Origin of the sequence: Alkalihalobacterium elongatum, assembly GCF_019024285.1 — a bacterium.
Taxonomy (GTDB): Bacteria; Bacillota; Bacilli; order Bacillales; family Bacillaceae_F; genus Alkalihalobacterium; species Alkalihalobacterium elongatum.
Map to the genome: position 1 here is coordinate 155400 of NZ_WMKZ01000001.1, position 24698 is coordinate 180097.

Sequence of the window (24698 nt, forward strand, 5' to 3'; positions counted from 1 at the left end):
GCTTTTCCTCCCTCCCATTACTTACGGTAATTAATAACCTTGAACGTTAATTCTTCATCATACTCACGGACAGCTTTAATTTCATTTCCACAAGTAATTGTAAATTCAATTGTTATTAGTGTAGGGTTAACGCCTCTTATGAAATGACCACCACTAATCTTGCCTGTTTCTTCGGTCACTAAACCGTGTAGATGAAGATCCAGTTCACCCTTCTCGTCTTCACAAATAAACCCTGTACAGTGGATGAGTTCGACTGGGTTTTTGATCGTAATTTGTTTCCCGTAGCCTGTAGGATAATTGTTTTTCGTTTCGAAAAGAACGTATCCAACTTCTTGCAGTGATCCAATACACGTAACCATCCCAGAGGTAACCTGGTGTTTCTTACACTCCTCTAGAATTCCTTCAATCAAGTCCGTGCCTGCTGTTAAAGATCCAAAAATCATTTTACCTTCCGTAGAGTAGGAATGATTTTTACGCCCCATTCTTTCACCTCTCTAGTAAATTCATTTTCTTACAGAGGTGCCAGACCGATGCGGTGCCTGGCACCAATAATTACTAACCGATAGCGGAGCCACCGCATACTTTTAAGACGTGCCCTGTCACGTAGTCGGCTCCTGGTGAAGCTAAGTATACAACGGCTTCAGCGATGTCTTCTGGTACTCCCATTTTTTGGATCGGTTGATCGAGCTTATAATTCATTCCTTTAGTAATTGCTGTTTCAATTGGTCCTGGCGCAATGCTATTACAACAGATACCGTACTCCCCAACCTCCTTAGCAACCCATTTTGTTAGTGCGATAACACCACCTTTAGAAGCTGCATACGCTGGGCCTGAACGTCCACTTTCACCATTTTCTCCTTTAGCTCCAGACATAGGTCCCCCCATGATTCCTGATATCGAGCTAATGTTGATGATTTTTCCTGAACCTTGTTTTTTCATATGAGGATAAATCGCTGCTTGCATAAATAAGAAAGTGCCTCGTAAGTTTGTATCAATATCTCTAAACCACATTTCATCAGTCATATGTTCAAGATCGAGTCTTGAACACGTTCCTGCATTATTTACTACAACATCAAGGTGACCAAAATGTTCCACCGTTTCGTTGACTACACCTTCAACAAGTGACCGTTCTTTAATATCAATATTATGGATAAATACTTCTACTTCTGGGTTTAATTCATTTATCTCTTGCTTTGTCGTCTCACAATCTAGTAGATCAACTAAGACAATATGTGACCCTTCTCTTGCAAGAGCCAGTGCTGAAGCAGCTCCAATACCTCTTGAAGCTCCTGTTATAATGGAGACTTTATTTTCTAACCTCTTCACTCTAAAAACTCCCTTCAGCATTTGTGATTATTTTTTTCGTACTCTACATATCTAGTAGGTCTGGTAGCCAGTTGGATAGTGCTGGGATGTACGTAATAAGTAACAAGACTATAATGGATGCAATCAAAAACGGTATCGTTCCTCTCGTTATATCCTTCAACGGTATCCTTGCTATTCCACTGGCGACATACAAATTCAAACCAACTGGTGGGGTAAATAACCCAATCGCTAGGTTTACCGTCATGAACACACCAAATGTTGTTGGATCAACACCAATGTGAAGCATAATTGGTAATAAAATCGGAACGAGTAAGTAAAACGCAGAAATCGCATCAATAAATGCACCAATAATAAGTAAAATGACTGTAACCATCAAAAGAATTAAAATCTTATTTTCTGTTACTGCTAACATCGCTTCTGAAATCGTCTGCGCGATCCGCTTCGTTGTAATAATGTATGAAAATAATGATGCTGCACCTACGATTAACATGACGACTGCTGTTTGCACAGACGCATCAATAAAAATCTTTGGAAGATGTTTTGGTTTTAAATCTCGGTAAATAAACAGGCCAACAATTAGGGCGTAGAAAACAGCTACAGCAGCAGCTTCTGTTGGCGTAAAAATCCCCCCATAAATACCACCTAAAATGATGATCGGTATTAAAAGACCCCAAATCGCACTATAAAAAGCAGAAGCAATTTCTTTACCTGAGCTTTTCTTTTTCCCTATATTAACTGTGGCTGCAATTTCTGAATCGATGCTTTTAAGATCCTGTGTTACATTTGTTTTCTTTACAAACATTGCGGCAATAACTAAAGCAACACCGAGAAGTAGACCAGGAATAATACCAGCTATAAATAAACGACTAATTGTAATCGGAACAAGGTCGTTTGCAACAACTGCAAAAACGATAAAAGCAATACTAGGAGGAATGATAATCCCGATAGAACCAGAACTAGCAATTAGTCCTGCTGCAATATTTTTAGGGTAGCCATTTTTTACCAAAGCAGGAATTAAGATAGCACCAATTGCCGCCACAGTTGCTGGTCCAGACCCTGAAATCGCCGCAAAGAAAAGTGCAGTAATAACAGTAACTAAAACGATTCCATTCTTTCTGTGACCGACACAAACATTGGCAAAATCTATTAAACGCTTTGAAATCCCTGCATATTCCATAATGACACCAGCTAAAATGAAAAACGGGATCGCTAATAATGTAAAGGAGGAAATCGTCGCGTACATAATACTTGGTACTAAACCTAATGAAGCAAAACCATTATCCAAAAATAAAATGGTTATCGAAGCTAATCCTAGCGAGATCGCCACTGGAACATTAAGGAACACAAGAATGAAAAATAACCCAAATAATAATAATGCCGTCATGGTGTTGTATCCCCCTCTCTGTTCACTGGACCCTTTTTAATTGATAGAATAGTAGCTTCAATAATACGAATAATACATAGTAAGGCGCCAAGTGGCATCATCGCTGTGAACATCCATTGTGGCCATCCTAATGCAGGGGTCATACGATTTCTTTCAATCTGTGACAGCATCATATCAAAACCGTAATAAGCGACAGCACTAAAGAACAAGATCATGAGTAATGAAACGATCATCGTCATCAATACCCTAACTAGTCCTTGTACACTATCAAAAAATAAACTAAACCCTAAATGAGCACCCCGCTTTACCCCTATAGAAGCACCAACAAAGGTCAGAAGCACAAATAAATTAACTGTGATCTCTTCTGTGAATGAAATGGATGAATTAAGAAAATATCGTGATAGTACATTAGCAAATGTGATGATCGACATCGTACCTAAAGCAAAAACAACCAATGCATACTCTACAAAGGTAAGGATCCGGCTCATTTGTGTACACTCCCTTCAGAATTTATCTTTATAATGTTTAGTGATTTATTTTTACTATCAAACAATAAATGAACAATCTACTTTAATCCTTCAATAACGCCCCATTATTTACTAGATTGTAAAAAAAGGGGACCCATATAGCCCCTGGACCCCTAACATACGACCGCCAGCGCACTAACCACTCCAGTGCACACTTTATCGTGTTAAAGGTGCCTGGCACCTCCAATGAGTCACCCTTACCTTAGTTTTTTATTAACGGAATGAATTTAATAGGTCTGTTCCCCAAACGCTTTCGTATTTCTCATAAACTGGCTCTACTGCTTGGCGGAACGCTTCTAATTCTGCATCTGTCGGCTCATAGAATTCCATTCCAGCTTCTTTTAATTCTGCAATTTGCTCTGCTTCTTTTTCACGTGCAAGCTGGATTTGATATGCATTTGCATCAACAGCTGCAGCTCTTAAAACCTCTTGATCTTCTTCACTCATAGAGTCGAATAATTTCTTATTAATCCCTAATACTAGAGGATCATAAGAGTAATTCCACATTGTAATATAATCTTGAACTTCTGCTAACTGTGCAGAGTGGATAACATCAATTGGGTTTTCTTGTCCATCAATTGTGCCTTGTTGTAAAGAAGTAAATACTTCAGAGAAAGTCATAGTTGTCGGGTCTGCACCTAGCTCTCTCCATAGATCCGTGTACATGCTAATTCCAGGAATTCTAACTCTCATATTCGCCAAATCCTCTGGTGATGTAACAGGTTGTTTGCTGTTCGTTACTTGACGGAAACCATTTTGACCGAAACCTAAAGTTTCTACACCGTTTTCACGGATAATATCCTTAATTGCTTCTCCACCTTCACCACCTAATGCCGCATCGACATCATCTAGATCAGCAAATAAAAACGGTGCACTCACTACTCCTAATCTTTCATCCATAATTGAATAAATAATAGTAGAGTGATAAGACATATCTGTTGTTCCGTTCATCACTTGCTCTACCCCAGCACCACTATCTCCACCAGATAGCTGTTCATTCGGGTAAACCGAGATTTGAATTCGGCCATCTGTTGCTTCTGCAACATCTTCAGCTAACTTTTCAGCAGCGATAAACCACGTAGACGAGTTACCAACTGTAACAGACATTTTTAAATCATAACTTTTTTTCTCTTCATCCTCATTAGCATTGGAATCCTGTGAGCTTTCTCCGCCTGTTTCATTACTTCCACCACAAGCAACTAATGCAACCGAAAGCGCTACCATTAAGAACATCATCAGTAACCTTTTCATTGCTCTTCCCCCTTTAATCATTCTTTTTTATTTTTGATCACCACTAATTGTAGTGTGATACCCTTGGTAACCAAGCTCTAAAGATAGTTCTTTTGAATACTCCTTTAATAGTTGAATCGTTTCTGATGTTTTTTTATCATCAAAACGTAACGAAAAACCAGCTACGCATAAAGCGCCAATTGTACTTCCACTCACCTCACGAATAGGACAAGCGAAACCTTTTAAACCTAATTCATACTCCTCGTGGTCAATCGCGTATTGTTGTTCTCTTATTTTATAAATCTCTTTTCTTAAATCATCTTTATTCGTAATCGTATTTTTCGTATATGGCTTAAGTACCGTTTGTTCTAAGTAAAGCTCTAATTCAAAATCAGAAAATTCTGACAAAAATAACTTTCCAGAGGCTACAGTATAAGGTGGTGACTGACTACCTGCCTCAACAACAATTCTAACCGTTTGCGAACTTTCTTCTTTTTGTAAATACGTTACTTGCTGGCCGTTGAAGGCTGCAATCAACACACTTTCTCCTATTTCATCAGCAAACGATTTCATTAAAGGCTTAGCAATTGTCAAAAAATGAAAATGCGTTTGTGCTTGCAGCCCGATCCTTATAAAGTGATGAGACAACCTCATTCGATGGTCTGAAAGCTTTTCTATGTAGTGAAGATCCTCTAAATTTTGTAAAAATCGATGTAATGTACTTCGATGAATTCCCAGTTTCTCACATAGTTCAGACGGAGTCATTGGTGACACACTAAGTGCTTCAATTATCTCAAATGTTTTTTGTAAACTTTTATTTTTATAATTCAAAGACTCACCTCTTTTCACATAGTGAAAAACTTGTTTCAATATGTAAAATATACCTTTGAATGATTATACATGTCAATATTTTTATAATATTTAAATTTATCAGATAATAATTTTGATTAATTATGTGAGTAAAGATAAATATTAACTAATAATAGCTTTCGCTCCTTTAATATACTAGTAAAGTTTAATCTTCACTAAACAAGATTCTATAATTATCAATTTCCTTTACATATATCAATAGGTTTTAGATAATTAGTCAAAAATGTATTTTTATTCATTAGTTTTTTAAAATACTATTCAGAGATAGTACTATTAGGTAGAAAATAGTTAAAAATAAGAAAGTAGTCACATATATAAAATTTTCATCGTTTTATTAACATTCTATTAAAACTGACTCGAAATATATAAAACAACCCGAAAAATAACACTATTATTAAGTGAGATTTTTCGGGTAACTTTTATTTAGATCAAGCGGTCTTATTTTGAAGATTTCACACCAAACCAACTTCTAACCTATATCATTTCTACTTTATCGTATCGTAACAATAGCCAAATGCATTTCTTCGAACAAATTGTCCATCGCCTAATTGGCCAATGAATTGCCCATTTTTTACTATCTGCTTTCCGCGTAAAAAGACGTCTGTTGGGGCTCCAGTCGTTTCAAAACCTTCAAACATATCGTAATCTAAGCCTTGGTGAGAGGTAGATTGAGAGATGGTTTGCTGTTTGCTAGGATCAAATAAAACAATATCTGCATCACTACCAACAGCTATCGTTCCTTTTGCAGGAAACAACCCCATCACTTTTGCAGGCGTTGTTGAAAGTTGGTCAACCATCTTATTTAAAGATAGCTTTCCTTCAAGAACACCATGTGTGTGGAGCAATGTTAAGCGGTGTTCGATTCCATTTCCGCCATTAGGAATTTTCCTAAAGTCGTCTTTGCCTAGCTCTTTTTGTCCATTAAAATTAAACGCACAATGGTCTGATCCTATTGCCTCTATCGTTCCGTCTTTTAATGCATTCCAAAGGGCATCAATGTGTCGCTGTTCTCTTAATGGCGGTGAACATACATACTTTCCGCCCTCGAAGTTTGGTTTTTTTAATTCATCTATCGTTAAAAGTAAATAATGTGGACAAGTTTCTGCATAAATTGGTAATCCCTTTGCTTTAGCTGCACGAATCACTTCAGCTGGCTCGTCTCCACTAACATGAACGATGAAAAGAGGCGCACCAACGATTTCTGCTATCGAAATCGCTCGGTAAGTCGCTTCCGTTTCCACTTCGATCGGTCGGCTCACTGCATGATAGAAAGGCTCAGTTTGGTTATTTTCAATACATTTTTCTTGAAGCAAACTTATCAAGTCACCGTTTTCACAGTGAACCATCACCAATGCCCCTTCGTCTTTGGCAGCTGCTAACGTTTTGTACATCGTTGCATCATCAATCATTAAATCGTTTTTATAAGCCATAAATACCTTTAGCGTGGGTATCCCTTCTTTAACAATTGTAGGAATTTCTTCAATGACATCATCTCTTAAATCGGTTACCCCAATATGAAAGCCATAATCGATGGCAGAAGACCCCTCAGCTCGTTGCTTCCAGCGATCAACCCCATCCATTAACGTTTTTCCCTTTGGTTGTAATGCAAAGTCGACGACAGTCGTAGTTCCACCAATAGCTGCTGCCACTGATTCTGTTTTCCAAGGGGCAGTTACCGTTCCCCCGAACGGACTTTCAATATGTGTATGTTCATCTATCATCCCAGGCAAAATTAATTTACCTGTCGCATCAACCACTTCAGCATCCACTTCTGATATGTTTCTTCCGATTTGGACTACTTTTCCACTCTCTATTAAAATATCAGCTTCATACGTATCTGAACTAGTAACGATTGTTCCGTTTTTAATTAATTTTTTCATTCCTATACCTCCAATGTTATTGACTAAGCTTTTCTATTGTACGAGCCAACACTTTAATGCCTGTGACAATTTCTGCTGTTGCCGTAAACTCTGTCGGTGCATGACTTATCCCATTTTGACTGGGAACAAAAATCATGTTTGCCGGAACTTGGCGTGACATGATGAGCGCATCATGATAAGCCCCGCTAGCCATTACTTTTGCTGAGCAGCCCACTTCATCGCAGCTCTCTTTAAGCAACTGAACAACTTCCTTATTCAACCGTGAAGGGACATCATCGCTTTTGATCGTGAATTGGTAGGATAATTCACGTTTGGCCATAATTGTGGTAACTCCTTTGGAAAGTTCGGAAATAATTCGTTTTTTCTTTTCTGCATCAATGTCTCTAATATCAATTGTCATCTCAATTCGCTCTGGGATGACATTACTGGCTCCTGGTGTAATCACGGCTTTTCCGACCGTACCTACACTCGTTTCACTTACATTATTTTTTGTGAGATGTTCTACTAATAGAACGACTTCAGCTGCTGCGGGCATCGGGTCTTTTCGGATTGACATTGGCGTGCTGCCCGCATGACGTTGTTCACCATAAATGATAAGCTGTATATCTGTTGGAGCAGCTATAACGTCAACAATACCAATCTCTTTATGCTCTGTTTCTAGTACAGCACCTTGTTCTACGTGTAGTTCAATGAAATTTTTAATTTTTTCGGGGGCAAGTTGTTCTGTTAATACCTTTTTGGGGTCACATCCATTTTGTACAAGTACTTCTTTTAAAGATAAGTGGTCTTTATCTATCCAGGCTTCAAGATCTTCCTCATTGATCATCCCTGTTAAGGCACGGCTACCTAGACAACCAACGCCAAATCTTGTTGGTTCCTCTGACGCAAAAATGACGAGGACGATATCATGTTTTGGTTTATAGTTTTCTAGCTGTAAAAGTCGAATTGCTTCAAGAGCGCCAAAAACTCCAACAACCCCATCATACTTTCCGCCATGTGTTGGGGCATCTAAATGTGACCCCGTCCACACTTGAGAAAGATCTCGGTCTACACCTTCCCACGTACCAAAAATATTTCCGATTTCATCTTCTGCTATTTTTAATCCGAGCTCATGCATTTGATTTTTTATATATTCTTTTGCGAGTGTATCATGTTCGGTATATACGACACGCGTGACGCCATGTGTAGGCGTTTCAGTAAATTGAGCTAATTTCTCTATATGATCTTCAATTCTCTGTTCAAGACTTTTCAAATAGGTTTCCTCCTTTCAAGGTAAAAGAGTGGACTAGGTCCACCCTTTATTATTTAATTTTATTATTTGTAATATTATGAATATAATTGATACACCTTCTCAAATCTATTTGCTGCCAAACTGGTTTAGTAGTCCTATATACGGCTTTTTCTCTGGTGATTTATACGTCTTTAACTTACTTGTCGTTTTTCCAAGGTCGACAATTGCTTCAGCAAATTTTACTCCAGCGACAACTCCATCGATTACAGGGACGCCTAGCTCTTGCTCTAATTGATTAGCAAACTCCGCCATACCAGCACAGCCGAGTAATATTGCTTCTGCATCATCTTCGGCAACAGCTCTTTTTCCTTCTTGCCTAAGCATTTCGATTCCTCTCTCGGGGTCTCGTTCAAAATCTAGTACACACATTGGAGTCGTGCGAATTTGAACGACACGATGTTCCATTCCGTAACCTGCAACTAGTTCTTCTAACATCGTTTTTATTCGTGGTAGGACCGTTACAACTGAAAATCTCGCGGCTAACATTGAAGCCATATACATTGACGCTTCAGCAATTCCGATTACAGGCGCATTCGTCACCTCACGAGCAGCTTGAAGGCCAGGATCACCGTAGCAGGCAATAACGTAGGCATCAACACCTTCACTTTCACCTTTTATGACTTCTTCTAACACGCCTGGAATACTCAAATACTCATCGTAAAACGATTCAATTGATGCTGGCCCCATTTGTGGACTAACCGCAATAATTTCGGTATCATCTCTTTTTACGCTTAATGCTGCGCTTTCAAATCCCTTTGTCATTTCCCATGTCGTATTCGGATTAATTACTTTTATTTTCATTAAATGACCTCCTTGTCTTTTGACTGCTCATCGAGAAGATGTTTCACTTCAATTTTTCCAAAGATTTCAGGTTGATAGTATTTTTTAGCAATCCAATATTTCATAAGTGGGTAGTAGAGAATGTTTGAGATTACAAAAGCTGTAATAAACCCTACATCTGGGAAGAAAAATACCGACAAACCTGCTGGGACATAGGCGATAAGTGCTGCTGGATTAATATTATTCCAGTAACGATATTGTCCTCCAGATTTATACAGTTCTTCAATATTTAATTGACGTTTTCGTAATAGGTAATAATCACAGAACATAATACCAGCGATTGGGGAAAGTAATGACGATATAATGATTAAAATGGTTGGCATAAAATCTGCGAATGCCCATGGTTGCATAAGTAAACCGATAATACCTGCGATAATTGCACCGTGTGCGAATTTAATCTTTTTCGGGAAGTAATTTACGATAATATAGCCTGGTGGTAATAGGTTTGCACTAATATTTGTAGACCATTGCGCTAAAATAACGAATGCTAGACAGACAATTAAGATAAACGGGTGCCCTTCTCCAAGTACTACCGTCATCATTTCGATTGGATTCCAGTTTCCTGTCGCTACCCCACTCGTCATTCCAATAATTGTGAATAGTATCATCGAGCTTAGTAGACCAGCTGAATGGGCAATCGCACTTCCTTTATTCGCCTGCATCCAAGTCCCTTTTTTGTCAGACGGTTTTACTTTTAAAAATCTCGTAAAGTCCGATGCGTTGAGAGCCATTGTAATATAAAGACCCATAAATACGACGACACCGTAACCTAACGAAAGACCTCCGTCACCGCTAAGAGCAAATAATGAGCCAAGCGTAATATCAAACTTTGCCATTATTAAATATTGAAGATAAATTCCAATGATTAAAATACTTGGAGCTGCAAGCATTTCAAACTTTTTAATTGCGTTAATCCCAAAGGCTGTATTTATGATTTGAACGGCACCAAATAAAATAATGAGCAATGTGATATTTGAGTATCCAAGGAGTATTTTCATAATTTCATTGAGTGCAAAGGCGCCCATCCATGTTTGAAAACCGAACCAGAATATCGCAGGGATCGCACGAACTGTGGCTGGGATGTGTGTTCCTAAATAACCGAAACATGCTCTAATGTATACCGCATACGGAATTCCATATTTAATTCCGAAGTCTCCAAGTAATGTGAGGAGGGCAACAACCACAAGATTCCCTAATAGAGCGGCAAGGACAATTTGGGTAGGAGACAAGGAAGGAAAAAGTTGGGCCGCAGTAATAAAGGTAACAAGTTGAACAGCAATACCAACCCAAAGGAGGAAAAATCCAAATGTGCCGATATTTCGTTCTGAATCGAGAGTCGGGATAATATCTTTTCCTGTTAAACTAAGACCTTTATTTTCCTTCATTTAAAAAACTCCCTTCAGCTTTTCATATAGTTTAATGTTGTTTCAAGTAACAGTGACGTTCCTACTTCGATATCTTCTATACTTGCCCATTCGTTTGGGTTATGGCTAATGCCATTTTTACAGCGGACAAATAGTAAGCCAATATCGGTAATTTCACTCATTATCATTGCATCGTGTCCAGCCCCACTGATCATCATTGGTGGTGCTTCTAATCCAAGGGTATCACCTACTTTTCTCATCGTTTCGATAATATGAACTGCACATTGAATTGGATCTTGTATGAGATGTTCGGTTATGTCATAGGTTAGCCTCCTTTTCTCACATATTTGGTTTACTGCTTTTTTTACATCTCGCAGCGCATCATTTCTTCTTTTTAAATCTATATCTCGTAAATCAAGAGTGAACTCTACATATTCCGGGATTACATTTGTTCCATTTGGAAAAGCTTCAATCTTCCCTACGGTTGCAACAGTGGCAGCGGAAGGATCCTTTGTCGCAATCGTTTCAATCGCTTGAATAACTTCTGCAGCCCCTCCCATCGGATCATTTCGTAATGACATTGGCACAGTTCCTGCGTGCCCCGATTGTCCTTGGATCTTAACAGAGAGCCAGCTTGGACCTGCAATGCCTGTCACAATACCAATAGGCTTATCTACCAATTCTAAATATGGTCCTTGCTCGATATGCATTTCTAAAAATACTTTTACTTGGTCAGGAGTGCGCTTTACCGTTGCTAATAGATTCGGGTTTAACTTGACATTTTTAAGCGCTTCAGCCCGAGTAATTCCTTTTTCATCTTTGGCTTGTAAATCTTTTTCTGTAGCTGTTCCCACCATTGCTCGGCTACCAAATAAGCCACCCTGAAACCTCGTACCTTCTTCATCACTAAATGAAATGACTTCTAATGGATGGGGAAGCTGGAGGTTTTCTTCTTGAATAATGGTTGCAATTTCAATTCCACCGATAACCCCAATTGTCCCATCAAAATTACCACCGTTTGGTACCGTATCGATATGTGAGCCAATAATGACAGCAGGGGCCTTAGTGTCCGTTCCTTCTCTCCTGCCAATGACATTACCAGCGTGGTCGGTACGAACGGTTAACCCCGCCTCCACCATCCACCTCTTTATAAGCTGAAGTCCTTTCTGGTCTTCTAACGTTAATGCCTTCCGAGTCACACCTCCTTGCTCTGTCTTTCCTATTTGGGAAAGTTCTTCGATTCTACGTAACATTCGCTGTTGATTAACCTTCAATAACTGTCTCATACAAACTCCTTCCCCTACATCCCTTTAACGCACTGCTCCATCGATGGTGCCTGGCACCCCTGTTGTAGTTAGCTTCTTAGAGCTGTGGTTTTTTCTTGATCAATTGTTAGGTGCTCGGTAATGGCGACACCGTATTCTTTTTCAGCCATTTCAATGGTGATGAACTCATCAATGACATCGGCTAACACTTGCTCTGGTTCACGCTCGAATGGGTTACCGTAGCCTCCTCCACTCGGACCTGTTAGAAGTAAGGTATCACCTTTCTTCATCGTCGTATTCGGTACCATCGATGGAAGGTGTTTCTCCCGTTCGGTACCTGCATTTAATGTAACTGCACCAACGTAACCATCTTCCCCTCCAGCAAAGCCCCAAGGTGCATGCTTATGACCATCTGCCTCTAAAGACACACTACCATCCTCTAAGAATGTCATTTCTTTAATTGAGCCGATCCCCCCGCGCCACTGTCCAGCTGCACAAGCTTCATTCCGTAATTCATAACGAGTCACTCGAAGTGGATAATGTGACTCGATATCTTCAATTGGATTATTACGAGTATTTGCATAAAGCGTATCTACCGCATCCATTCCGTTCATCCCACTTCTACCTCCATAACTTCCTTCCATGATGTCCATGAACACCCAGTAATCCTCGTCTTTGAGTCCACTGTACGAGACAACTTTTAAATTCCCAACTCCTGCACTAATTTGATTCGGAACTACCTGCCCTAACGCTTTCATCAGCGTACTAGCAACGATATTTCCTGGACAAAACCTTGCAATTGTTGGTGCTGGGAAAATCGGATTACATATGGTTCCTTTTGGTGCTGTAATTGTAATTGGGCGAATTAACCCCGAGTTTTGCGGGATATGACCAAATGTATTCGAATCTAGTAATATAGAACGTAGCGTTAAATAAATTGCACAATCGACTGTACCTTCAAAAGGCATATTAATCGGACGGTCCACTTGTGGGGATGTTCCCGTTAAGTCGATGCTAATATCACTTCCGTCAATCGTAACGGTCACTGCAATCTTTAAATCTTTCTTGTGAACATCATCACTATCTAAATAGCCATCGACAAACCCTTCAGCGTAGTATGTGCCATTTGGCAGTTTCTCAATTTCATTTCTTAGCATCGTCTCTGAATATTTCATCAAGTCTTCACTAGCAGCTAGAACAGTAACTAAGCTATATTTCTCTATTAATTCAACATATCGATCCGCCCCAATTTTAGCTGCGGCAATCTGTGCTTCAATATCGCCAACAACCATATCTGAAGCACGAATATTATCTCGTAAAATGTTCCAAATAAAACGGTTCTTAACCCCCTTTTCATAAACCTTAATCGCCTTAAACTGTAGTCCTTCAGCATAAGCATCAACAGCGTCTACGATCCCGCAGCTCCCAGGTGTTAGAGCACCAATATCTAAGTGATGCGCTGTTGTAACTGAAAATCCAATGAGCTCATCCTGATAGAATACTGGAACACAAATACCGATATCTGGACCGTGAGAAGCACCATGGTACGTAGAGTTGTGCATAATCACATCGCCTGGGTAAAACTCTTCTCCGCGTTCTTCAAAAATTTTCAAAATTCCTCGAACATAACCAGGGATCGGACCAGATTGAAGCGGGGTACTTTGTGTTGACTCACATAGCTGTTGGATGTTCATATCTACTAATGCACATCCAAAATCTTCAGATTCACGAATAATACTGGAATATGACATTCTCGCAAGCTTGTGGCCCATTTCAATTGCTATATTTTCAAGTGCCCCACGAATTACTTGAGACGTAATTGGATCAATCTTTTGTTGTTTAATAGATTTCATTATTCGTTCCCCCCGATCTTAATCGTAATGTTCCCGTTCTTCTCTACGAATGCCGTACAGTTTGGTGGCATAATCGTCGTTGTATCTTTTTGGAAGATGATTGCTGGTCCCTCAAACGTTACTCCAGCTGGTAATTTTTCACGCTGATAAAAATCAGTTTCGAATTCTTTCAATTCGCCATTGAAACGGAAGACCGTTTTGCCTTTTTTAATAAGTGCTTCTTCAGCCGTTCCACCTACTGGTACAAGTGGTTTTTGAATCTTTGGCATAATCCCTTTTCCAGTAAGGCGTACATTAACAATTTCAATTGGTATTTCTTCAAAATGATGACCATACTCGGCTTGATGCAGCATGTGGAACTCTTTCCAAGAAGCCTGAATATTCTCTTCTGTGATTTCGCCGTCTGGTAATTGAACACGTAATTCATACCCTTGACCAACATAACGGCAATCCGCTGTACGTTTTAATTCAATGTTAGACACATCGATACCATCTTCGTTTAATTGAGAAGCAATCTGATGTCCTAATTGGTCTACATCAGTATTTAACTTTTCAAAATCTATTTCATGACTAAACATGAACTCCGTTTTAATAAGATCGTATTTTAAATCAGTTGTTAACAAGCCTGTTGCAGACGTAATTCCTGGATGCGGCGGAACAATTACTTCGGGAATATTTAAAATCTGCGCAATCTCTACAGCATGTAAGGGACCAGCACCACCAAAAGCAACTAATGAGAATTCACGAGGATCTTGCCCTTTTTGAATTGTTTTTTCACGAATTGCATTGGCCATATTATTGTTCACGATCGTTAAAATTCCTTCAGCTGTTTCAGTAGTAGATAACCCTAATTGTTCTGCTAGTTCCGAAATGACTTTATCAGCTTCTTGTGTGAAAATTCTCATCGAACCACCTAAGAAGTTACTCTCATCTAAACGTCCTAGAACAACATTGGCGTCTGTAACCGTTGGCTTTGTTCCACCATGTCCGTAACTAGCTGGTCCTGGTCTTGAACCTGCACTTCTCGGCCCAACTTTAAATGCACCACCTTCATCAATATGGGCAATGCTTCCGCCACCAGCTCCAATTGTATGAATATCGATCATCGGAACCATAACTGGGAACCCTGCAATCCAAGTGTCACGTGCTGATGACTCATCAATTCCTTGTTCAGTAATAATTCCGATATCCGCACTCGTTCCTCCAACATCAAATGTAATTAGCTTTTGTTTGTTTGAAAGCTCTCCTGACCACCAACCACCTAATACACCAGCAGCGGGACCAGACAAAAGTGTATTAACAGGCTTTTCTGATACGGTTTCTGCCGTCCCAACACCTCCGTTTGAACACATAATATGGAGATCCGCAAACAGTCCCGCTTGCTTAAGACCTGTTTTTAAATTAGCAATATAGTTTTTCACTTTCGGTCCTACAAAGCCATTAATTGAGGCCGTTGTAAATCGTTCAAACTCACGGAATTGTGGTGAAACATCAGCAGAAGTCGTTACAAATGCTTCAGGATACTCTTCCTCGATGATTTCTTTTACTCGCTGCTCGTGAACAGGGTTGATGTATGAAAATAAGAAAGAGACTACAATCGAATCAACACCTTCATTTTTGAGTTCCCTAACGGCTTCTCTCACTTCGGTTTCATCTAAAGCAACTAAAACATCACCTTTAGGAGGAGCTAATCGCTCTGTTACCACTTTACGATGTCGTCTCTCAATGAGCGGGCGATTTTGCCATGGAATTTCCTGCATAATTGAATAGTTCTGTGGGCGTTGATGTCTTCCGATGTGAAGAATATCTCTAAATCCTTTCGTTGTAATCATTCCAGTCTTGGCACCGTCGTACTCAAGGATTGCGTTTGTGGCAATAGTCGTTCCATGAAAAACATGATCTATTTCTTCTTTCGTAATTCTTTCTTTTTCACATAATTCTAGTATTCCTTGGACAACTCCACGAGATGGATCGTCTAATGTGGTGGGTACTTTATTAATCCAGGTCTTCCTCTCTTCTGTATCTGTGTACATAATATCTGTAAATGTTCCACCTACGTCTACACCAACTAGTTTCATTTCTACTACACCCCTCACGTATTATAAAAATATTTTGAATATACTAACTATTTTGCAAGTACTGTGCCAACTTTGACTATTAAACTTTTTTATTTCTAAGAAAACAAAGTGTGAAAGTAGGATAATATACTGCCCAATCAACTTATTTACGATTGTAGCGATATTTTGAAAAAGAAATAAAATGATAGATAGATAACCTCACATTCTATTTAAGACGTTAAAAAACCAATTGCAAAACTGCAATTGGTTTGGTTTTAAAAACTATTCAAGCCTAACTTCAAACTATTATATGACTAGTTTCACTCGCTTAATTGCAAAAATGCAATCACTATTGTAATTCTGCAATTTTAATGTTAAATTTTCTGACTTTTCTCGTTAGCGTAGACGGATCAACCCCAAGAATGTGGCTAGCTTCTTTTAACGTTAAACAGTCTTTTAATGTATTTTCAATCAATTCTTTTTCAAATAGATTAACAGCGTCCTTCAACGTTAGGTCAGGCTTAAATTCTTTTGAGTACTTATGGCGAATGATTTTTTCTGGTATGTGGTAGTGTGTAATTTCATCGCTAGGAACGGTAACAACTAACCGTTCAATTGTGTTTTGTAATTCTCTTACATTTCCTAGCCATGCATATTCCATTAATTGATCTTGTACACCCTCGCCGAAATATTTCCGTTTGGCGTATTTCTTATTGTATCGATTTAAGAAGTGTTCAGCTAAAAAAGGAATTTCATCTCTTCGTTCTCGTAAACTCGGGATATGAATAGGAATGATATTGAGACGATAATAAAGGTCACTACGAAATAACTTATTTTCAACCATTTCCTCTAAATCTCGATTCGTTGCAGCAACAAAACGTACATCAACATCAATCGGTGTAGTCGACCCGAGAGGAGTTACCTGCTTCTCTTGTAGCACTTGTAGTAACTTTACTTGAAGGTTCAACGGCATTTCGCCAATTTCATCTAAAAATAACGTTCCTTTATTGGCCGCGATGATCAGTCCTTGTTTTCCGTCCCTGTGTGCTCCAGTAAACGTACCTTTTGAATAACCAAACAGTTCAGATTCCATTAAAGTTTCTGGAATAGCACCACAATTCACTTTAATAAAAGGCCGATTCCTCCGACTACTTGTCTCATGAAGCGTTCGCGCCAATACTTCTTTTCCGACACCCGATTCCCCTAGTAAAAGCACCGTTGAGTCAACATCCGCCACACGACGTACTAAGTCATAGGTATCCTCCATCACCTTGGACTTAACTAGTGGTCTGTCTTTATTCTTATCTTTCTTCTCTAACTCTGTTTGATAATGTTCAACTAAAGATTTTGTCTCTTCTAATTTTTTCGTTAACTTATCCGTTTCCGTAATATCCTTTGAAATATTGATAACTTTTGTAAGAACCCCATCTTCATTAAAAATGGGATAACCAGAAACTAGTAATCTACGACCTGATTTCGTTGTTTGTATGATTGTAACACTTCTACCTTCTTCAATCACTTTACGGGTTGATGAATGGTCAATGATTTTTTGATTTACTAAAAAATCCATTGGCTTACCGATGAAGTCTTTTTGCGAGACACCCATAATCCGCTCACAAGCTTCATTTACTCGTAAAATATTCCCTTTACCGTCAGCAATCGTAACCAATTCACCGACTAAACTCATGACTAGGTCCAACTCCTGTTTTAATTCATTAATCTTATTCGTTTGGAACGCAAGGTGTTCAACTAAGGAAGTATCAAATAAAATACTAATTGCTTTTTTCTCACCATCAGTGTCAAGAATTCCTTGTTCAAAAAGAATGAGCGTTTCTTGTTTATCCTTTTTAACTATCGATAAAAATGGTTGGTTCGTTTTAATCGCCTTAATCGCATTACTGTTCGGGATTACACTCAAGACAGTCTTACTGATTAGGTTTTTAGTGTTTTGCGAAAGCATTGCCGAAGCTCTTTGATTAGCAAAAGTAATAAGACCTTGATTTGACGTTATAATTAAACCAAAGGGCATTTGATTGACCACTGTTTCCATCTACTCACCTCTACTAAAATCAAAAATGGTTTTTCTTTCAATTCGACAAATATCGCTCAACTCCTCTATTTTGGTGCCAGGCACCTTTAACACTTTAACAAATGAAAGGTGCCTGGCACCATTTATTTATATTTGTTTTAATTCTAGGCCATTAACCTTTAAATGACTTCGGTAAATATCCATCATCGTAGGGATGTTGTCTAAGTTAGGCCATGAACTGTAATCCCATATTCCTGATCTATGAAACGCTTTTGTACAATGGATAAAGCACTCTTCTACATCTACACCTATACCAAGTAAAGGCGGTTTATCTTGGTAACCTAAAATACTTAAAACATCTTTATCCTTTATTATTGTTGCTCGTCCATTAATTCTTAGGAGCTCCTTCATTCCTGGTATGACAAAGATTATACCTACATAGGGATTAGATAAGATATTCATGATCGAATCTACTCTTTTATTACCTGGTCGATCAGGTATAATTAACTGACTATCATTCAATACTTTAATTGCCCCTGCACTACCGCCTCTCGGTGATACATCACATCTACCATTTGAACTAGAAGTTGCCAAAAATAATAATGGTGACTTCGAGATAAACGTTCTGCATTGATCATCAATAACAGAAACGATCTTATTTTTGACGTACTGATTAGGAGTACCCACTATTTCTCTAAGCTCTTCTTCTGAAGTAACCGCATTCTCAGCAAAATTGATACTTTCCATATCTGTGCCCATCCCTTCTTTTACCTTATTAACTACCCTAACCTTTGACCAACATTTACTTAATTTAATATTATACTACTCATTTTCTACCGTCATGAATAATAAAAGCCGTCTTCATTTTTAGGAGAAGCGGCAGATAATAGGAGTTTATACTCCCTTTTAATGTAAGGCTATCTCGGATAACTGGCTATAATAGCTTCCTTTAACTCTATAGCTCTGATCTCATCTCAAATTTCACAACAAATGGCGAAAGTAAAAAACCTACACAAGCAATAACAAAACCAGTTATTAATGTTAAAAACACATTTGTAAAAGGTGTTAAAAAGAAACCATAGATTAAAAAGGGAAAAGTAGTCATTAGATAAACTACAAATCTAGATTTAAAGCTAATTTGGTGTTTTGAACCGCATTTATTACATTCAGTTATGCCATACGACAAATTAGCCCTTAATATTTGACTCCACCTAAGACGAGCATTACAGTTTTTGCAGTCTGGCAAAAAATCACCCCCGACTAAGTTTTTTTATTAACCTCCTTACTATTACTTCATTTTCATAGGAAATCATGTCTTAAAATCTAGTACCCTAGCTTTTCTTTAATTTTATAAATAACCGTTTGATAGAACTCTATTGAATGAGGAACAAATTGGTCAATTCCTACTTGCTGATCGAGTGTGAATTTGTTTCCATCTTCATTGACATGAAAGCCATTTACTTCAATCGTTTCCTTTTCACCGAACCATAATCCAATAAAATCTTTGAGTTCCGCCTTAAATATTCCCGAAACTTCTTCTAATTGAAGGGTAAATTCATCAAAGCCTTTGTCACTTATATGTAGGAAAACATTTGCTAATTCCTTATCTATGAAATTTTCTTTAGTTACACAGTAATCGATTATGCCTAAAGATATTAACTCTTCAAACATTACATCAATTCCTAATTCTTCTTTTATCTCTCTAACGCCATCTTCAATAGACTCATCAGCAAGTATATGTCCTGCAGCAGTGATATCTAATAAATTTGGGTAATCCTTTTTGTCCTTACTGCGTAACTGTAAGTAAATATAATCTTTACCTTTTTCTTTGCTTACAATCCAACAGTGAAACACTTCATGCCAATATCCTTTTTTATGCACTTCTTCTCGGCTTGCGACACCAATTGTTTTTTTCTCCTCATTAAAGATCGTAATTTGTTCAGATTCCATCTGTTCCTCCAGAAAATTGTTATTTTTCTAATTTCTATAAAACCTAGTATGTATTTATATGCCCTGTAAAACCTTGGTAGTTTTAGCTTACCACAAAAACCCATATATTATTGAACAAAGCTTATCCAATTAGGCTCGAACAACAAAAAACGGATACCAACGATAACGTCGATATCCGTATGCTAACCACTTTGAATTAGAATTTAGAAAAGCCTCATGCTAGTCTGCTTTCGAAAGAGTAAACTTATAGTTTACCTTTACTTTTTTGCTCAACACTTTCAATAGTTTCTCCGTTAGGTATCATAAATAATCTGCTTTTTGGCTCATATATGGATTGTGAAGGCCAAAGACCGTGGTGTCCTGATACAATGTAGCTAATTAGACAAGCTACAAAGAAATACTCTATTCCTTTTCCACCAAACATTTCTAAACTTAACAGAAAAGCAGCAATGGGAACATTAGCACCACCGCTAAATGTAGCAATCATTCCTAGGGCCGCTATAAACGACAGCGGTAAATCCATAAACTGATATAGCGTATTCCCTAACGTTGCGCCCATAAAAAACAACGGTATCGCTTCTCCCCCTACAAATCCCATCCCCATCGTAACCGCTGTAAATACAAGTTTAGCAATAAATGCATAAGGTGGAACCTCTTCTGAAAAAGATTGTTCAAGCATATCTAATCCACGCCCGTTGAAGTCTTGTGAACCGACGATCAAAGACAAAATGACAATAATAACTCCCCCAACAAAAGCTCTCTTCATATGATTTTTATGAAAGATGCGCTCGGAAACTCGTTGTATGCCATGACGCATTTGGCAATAGAGTACACTTAGAAGGCTGAATACGATTGCAAGAAAAATAACTTTAGCAAATGAAGCCACCGATAGTTCAGGTACATTTTGAATAATGAATGTCTCATGTTTTACATTCCAACCAAACTCGGTTATATAATGTCCAACAAAACTAGCTGTGAGACACGGTACAAACGATTCGTACTTCATCTTTCCTAATGCAACCATTTCCATCCCAAAAACAGCCCCAGTTATTGGAGTACCAAACGCAGCACCGAACCCAGCGCTTATCCCACTCATTAAAAGGATTTTCGTATCAATTAAGTTTACTTTAAAATATTGATTAACCGCCTCAGCAACACTCCCGCCCATTTGAATGGCTGCACCTTCTCTTCCAGTCGAACCACCAAATAACACGGTAATAAATGTCCCTATATAAACGATAGGACCCATTCTCTTTAAAACTCTAGCGATACCATGAACACCTTCAATTACAAGATTATTGCCTTTCGCTGCATCATTCCCCGATTCCTTTCCAAAATTCATATACATATAGCCGATAATTAACCCAGCAAAGGGGAGAAAGTAAATGAGCCAGGCATTTTCTTTTCGTGTATCACCTACAAACTCATTTGTCATTAAAAGTAACGCGGTTGTCGTTCCAATAATGACACCGATAACACCGCCCCAGAATATCCACTTGAGCAGTGTCATGATAAATGTTTTATATTTTAATGTTGCATACATTTCATTTTCCTCATTTCACGCCTAGTTACTTCTATTTTTTACTAACTTAATCAATTCATGTATTTAAGGTAAACCATTTACATTATCATCTAGACGAATTTAGAGCAAAGCTTGGAAAAAGTACGAAGGATGATCCCCCTTATCCATTTTTGGAGGACTCGAACTATTACCCATACGAAAAATACGAAAGCAACCTCTTTAATAAAAATTCATAATAGGCGTCCAGACATTAAAAATAATGATAAAAACAAAAAAGAGCGTGAATATGAATAATTCACGCCCTTCCTTTTATTGGTTATCCTTTATAAATTCGACAAACTCATCTGCTGTTAATGGTTTAGCTATGTGGTATCCTTGGACTTCGTCACATTCCAACATCTTCAGTAGTTCAATATGACTACTTGTCTCGACTCCTTCAGCAATAACCTTTAAGTTCAACCCATGGCCAATATCGATCATTGATTTTGTTAGTTTTTGATCATTTTGACTTTGTATGATATCTTTTATAAATGCACGATCTACTTTCAATACATCAATCGGGAATAACTTCAAATAACTTAAAGAGGAATAACCTGTCCCAAAGTCATCGATAGAAACCTTAATATTACGCTTTTTTATCTCTTCTAAAACTGGTTTTACAACTGTTGGGTTCTGGAACACGCTTTCCGTCAATTCAATTTCTAAATATTTAGCGTCTAAATCGGTTTCAGTCAGAATTTGGTCGATCGTGGATAGTAAATAATCTTTATTACTAAATTGTCGAGCAGATATATTGACTGAAACGACTAAAGGGTCAAAACCTTGTATTTGTAACATTTTATTTTGATTACAAGCTTCCCCCAAGACCCATTCCCCAAGCTTATAAATCAACCCAGTTTTTTCAGCGAGAGGAATAAATTTTATTGGCGGAACTATCCCTAATTCTGGATGTCTCCAACGAATTAGAGCTTCCATCCCCGTAATTTCTCCTGTTTTTAAATTAAGCTTCGGTTGATAGGTCAAGAAAAGTTCATTTTTTTCTATAGCTACTCTTAAGTTATTTTCAATTACATATTCTTCTTCGAAGTTTCTGTTCATTTTATGTTGATAATAAACAAGCTTTTCATCGTTACTTTCCTTCGCCTGAAACATTGCCGCTTCGGCATGTTGCATTAAGGTTATATAATCTGTCCCGTCTTTAGGGTATTGACTGACACCAATAGCTGCTTCTAGATAAAACGTATAACCATCGATCTCAAAAGGTTTATGAAATTGTGCCTGAATGTTGTCTATTTTCGATTGAATTTCTTCTTTACCTGCAATATGTGGTAAATAGATAGTAAACTTATCGCCATATTGTCTTGATACAATTCCTTCGCCTTTCACTGTTTCATATAGACGTTTCGCAAGTTCAATCAAAGTGTTGTCACCCAAAGTAAACCCTCTTGCATGATTAATATTTTTAAATCTAGCAACATCTAAACGAAGAATGGTAGCTTTCTTCATTATTGTTTTAAGGTCTTCACTAACAATCGAATGCAACTTGTTGTAGTTGGGTAAATTCGTTAACTGGTCATAGAATGCAAGGGAATATATTTTTTCATCTGCTTTCTTTTGTTCAGTAATATCTGTTTGCAACCCTAGGTAATTGACTACTTTTCCGTTCTCAAACACTGGTGCTATACTTAAATAATTCCAAAATGTTGTACCATCTTTCCGATAGTTCAATATTTCAAGTGAGAATGCTTCTTGATTTTTTATTCCTTCTCTAATTCTTTGTTTCGCTTCTAGCGATGTTTTTTCTCCTTGTAAAGGGCTCGTCTTACGCCCAATTACTTCTTCAGCTTTATAGCCCGTTAGTTTCTCAAAGCCTGCATTTACAAAGGTGATTGGATTATTTTTTTTAAGTGGATCGGTAATTATTACACCGATTTCTAGTTTATTAATTGCAGTGGCTAGCTGGTTATTTTTCTTAAGTGAATTCTGTAAATCCTCTTGAATACGAAGGTTTTCTTCAAGGTTCATTTCGAAACTACTAGCAAGTTGATTAAACGAATCGCCAATATACTTTAACTCATCCTTCGAATCGACCTTAATTCTTGCACCGAAATCTCCTTTGGTCCACTTGGATGTCCCTTTTTGTAAGGAATGAAGGGTTTGAATAACTGAAATATAAGCACCGCCGAATAAAAGATAGATAAAGAGAATGGAAGCGATAAACAATAATCCTAGTAATAACTGTAGTTTTTTGTAAGAATGGTTTACATCTATTAAGTGATCAAGTAAGAGCGCATTACCTTTATCATATAGTGTAAAACCGCTATTTATTGCGGAAGTTGCTTGAGAGAAAACAATTTCTGGATTACTAGTTTGATACTCATTACTTAGCAGTAAATCAAGGAAAGCTGAAGTTTGTTTACTAAATTGCTGCTTTTCCTCAAATAAATGCTGGTCTCCAGTAAAGTCTTCTATGTAATGTGTTGTCATATTGAAGTTATCAATAAATAATTGAACACCACCAATCATTCTCATAAGATCTTGCTGTTGTTTTTCAGATATTTCATCTTGTAAGGTCAACCTAGATGAAAAAGCTCTTAATTGTCCCATTCTCTCTGTGCCGATTAGTAAGTCCTCATTAATTGTATTACTAAGACGATTCATGTTAGGTTCTGGGTTTAGGTATATATGAGCCTCATTGACGATGTTGGAAATAAGTAATAAAATTTCCGAATTCAGTTGATTATGGCCGTAAAAGCTATTTAATGTATTTTTTTCGTTTTTAACATTTTCCCATTGCGTTTTAATGGAGTTCCATTTTTCTTTTTCTATAAACCCATACCAGTCATTTTCAATTTGTCTATCGATGTCTTTTATTTTTGTTTGTACTAACTTTTGTTTTTCTTTTACTTTTTCGTCAAACTCGTCATACCCTCTTAATAAAGATTGATTTAAACCTCGATAATACTGGGTATGTCTCAATAATTCAGTAAAGTGTTGTAATGAAATTAAAGCATGTTGCTCTGTATCATTTTGTTTTATTTTTCCCTTTATATCCGTAAACAAAATAAACATGATAATAATCATCGGTAAAAAGAAAGCAATAAAGAACAATATAAACTTTTTCGAGTAGGATATACGTCCCATTGCTTTAACAATCCAATTAGGTACAAGTTTCCAAATCATAGATTAAGTAGCACATACTTAATAGTACGTGCTAAACCCTCCCTTGATGGTTGGTATTTAAAACAATTATTTTTTTATATTGTTAAAGGGTATTGTTGATTTAGGTGATTAACAACAATGCATTAAA

At 37.7% G+C, this 24698-nt stretch carries 19 protein-coding genes; all 19 read right to left on the reverse strand.

Annotation, left to right across the window (positions count from 1 at the left end):
- Positions 1 to 17 precede the first annotated feature (17 nt).
- On the reverse strand, positions 18 to 482 hold the full coding sequence (locus GKP30_RS00850) for a PPC domain-containing DNA-binding protein (RefSeq protein ID WP_216827490.1): 465 nt from the start codon (positions 480 to 482) through the stop codon (positions 18 to 20).
- Between the two features lie 73 nt (positions 483 to 555).
- On the reverse strand, positions 556 to 1326 hold the full coding sequence (locus GKP30_RS00855; protein WP_328703101.1) for an SDR family NAD(P)-dependent oxidoreductase: 771 nt from the start codon (positions 1324 to 1326) through the stop codon (positions 556 to 558).
- A gap of 43 nt (positions 1327 to 1369) precedes the next feature.
- Positions 1370 to 2710: a TRAP transporter large permease gene (locus GKP30_RS00860; RefSeq protein ID WP_216827492.1), complete on the reverse strand. Its 1341-nt coding sequence runs from the start codon at positions 2708 to 2710 to the stop codon at positions 1370 to 1372.
- Entirely contained in the window at positions 2707 to 3198 is a 492-nt protein-coding gene (locus GKP30_RS00865; protein ID WP_216827493.1) for a TRAP transporter small permease, read from the reverse strand. The genes GKP30_RS00860 and GKP30_RS00865 overlap by 4 nt, the downstream gene beginning before the upstream one ends.
- Positions 3199 to 3450: 252 nt before the next feature.
- Positions 3451 to 4488, reverse strand: a complete 1038-nt coding sequence (locus tag GKP30_RS00870; protein WP_216827494.1) for a DctP family TRAP transporter solute-binding subunit — start codon at positions 4486 to 4488, stop codon at positions 3451 to 3453.
- 27 nt (positions 4489 to 4515) lie between these two features.
- Positions 4516 to 5298: an IclR family transcriptional regulator gene (locus GKP30_RS00875; RefSeq protein WP_216827495.1), complete on the reverse strand. Its 783-nt coding sequence runs from the start codon at positions 5296 to 5298 to the stop codon at positions 4516 to 4518.
- Between the two features lie 524 nt (positions 5299 to 5822).
- Positions 5823 to 7217, reverse strand: a complete 1395-nt coding sequence (gene hydA / locus GKP30_RS00880; protein WP_216827496.1) for a dihydropyrimidinase — start codon at positions 7215 to 7217, stop codon at positions 5823 to 5825.
- A gap of 16 nt (positions 7218 to 7233) precedes the next feature.
- Positions 7234 to 8469, reverse strand: coding sequence for a M20 family metallo-hydrolase (locus tag GKP30_RS00885; RefSeq protein ID WP_216827497.1), 1236 nt, complete (start codon positions 8467 to 8469; stop codon positions 7234 to 7236).
- Positions 8470 to 8574: 105 nt separating this feature from the next.
- Entirely contained in the window at positions 8575 to 9309 is a 735-nt protein-coding gene (locus GKP30_RS00890) for an aspartate/glutamate racemase family protein (protein WP_216827498.1), read from the reverse strand.
- Entirely contained in the window at positions 9309 to 10733 is a 1425-nt protein-coding gene (locus GKP30_RS00895; RefSeq protein WP_216827499.1) for a cytosine permease, read from the reverse strand. Before GKP30_RS00895 ends, GKP30_RS00890 begins: the two co-directional genes overlap by 1 nt.
- Positions 10734 to 10747: 14 nt before the next feature.
- Positions 10748 to 11998 (reverse strand): M20 family metallo-hydrolase, encoded by a 1251-nt coding sequence (locus tag GKP30_RS00900; RefSeq protein WP_216827500.1) that lies wholly within the window; start codon positions 11996 to 11998, stop codon positions 10748 to 10750.
- Between the two features lie 68 nt (positions 11999 to 12066).
- The gene (locus GKP30_RS00905; RefSeq protein ID WP_216827501.1) at positions 12067 to 13830 is read right to left on the reverse strand and encodes a hydantoinase B/oxoprolinase family protein; all 1764 of its coding nucleotides are present in this window, start codon (positions 13828 to 13830) and stop codon (positions 12067 to 12069) included.
- Positions 13830 to 15908, reverse strand: coding sequence for a hydantoinase/oxoprolinase family protein (locus GKP30_RS00910; protein ID WP_216827502.1), 2079 nt, complete (start codon positions 15906 to 15908; stop codon positions 13830 to 13832). The genes GKP30_RS00905 and GKP30_RS00910 overlap by 1 nt, the downstream gene beginning before the upstream one ends.
- 328 nt (positions 15909 to 16236) lie before the next feature.
- Positions 16237 to 17937: a sigma 54-interacting transcriptional regulator gene (locus GKP30_RS00915; RefSeq protein WP_216827503.1), complete on the reverse strand. Its 1701-nt coding sequence runs from the start codon at positions 17935 to 17937 to the stop codon at positions 16237 to 16239.
- Between the two features lie 126 nt (positions 17938 to 18063).
- Positions 18064 to 18663: an MSMEG_1061 family FMN-dependent PPOX-type flavoprotein gene (locus tag GKP30_RS00920; protein WP_216827504.1), complete on the reverse strand. Its 600-nt coding sequence runs from the start codon at positions 18661 to 18663 to the stop codon at positions 18064 to 18066.
- A gap of 208 nt (positions 18664 to 18871) precedes the next feature.
- On the reverse strand, positions 18872 to 19162 hold the full coding sequence (locus tag GKP30_RS23945) for a TIGR04104 family putative zinc finger protein (protein WP_216827505.1): 291 nt from the start codon (positions 19160 to 19162) through the stop codon (positions 18872 to 18874).
- Between the two features lie 77 nt (positions 19163 to 19239).
- Positions 19240 to 19866, reverse strand: a complete 627-nt coding sequence (locus tag GKP30_RS00930; protein WP_216827506.1) for an NUDIX hydrolase — start codon at positions 19864 to 19866, stop codon at positions 19240 to 19242.
- Positions 19867 to 20110: 244 nt separating this feature from the next.
- Positions 20111 to 21409, reverse strand: a complete 1299-nt coding sequence (locus GKP30_RS00935) for a voltage-gated chloride channel family protein (RefSeq protein ID WP_216827507.1) — start codon at positions 21407 to 21409, stop codon at positions 20111 to 20113.
- A gap of 288 nt (positions 21410 to 21697) precedes the next feature.
- A complete protein-coding gene (locus tag GKP30_RS00940) occupies positions 21698 to 24571 on the reverse strand; it encodes an EAL domain-containing protein (protein WP_216827508.1) in 2874 nt (957 codons plus the stop codon).
- Positions 24572 to 24698 lie beyond the last annotated feature (127 nt).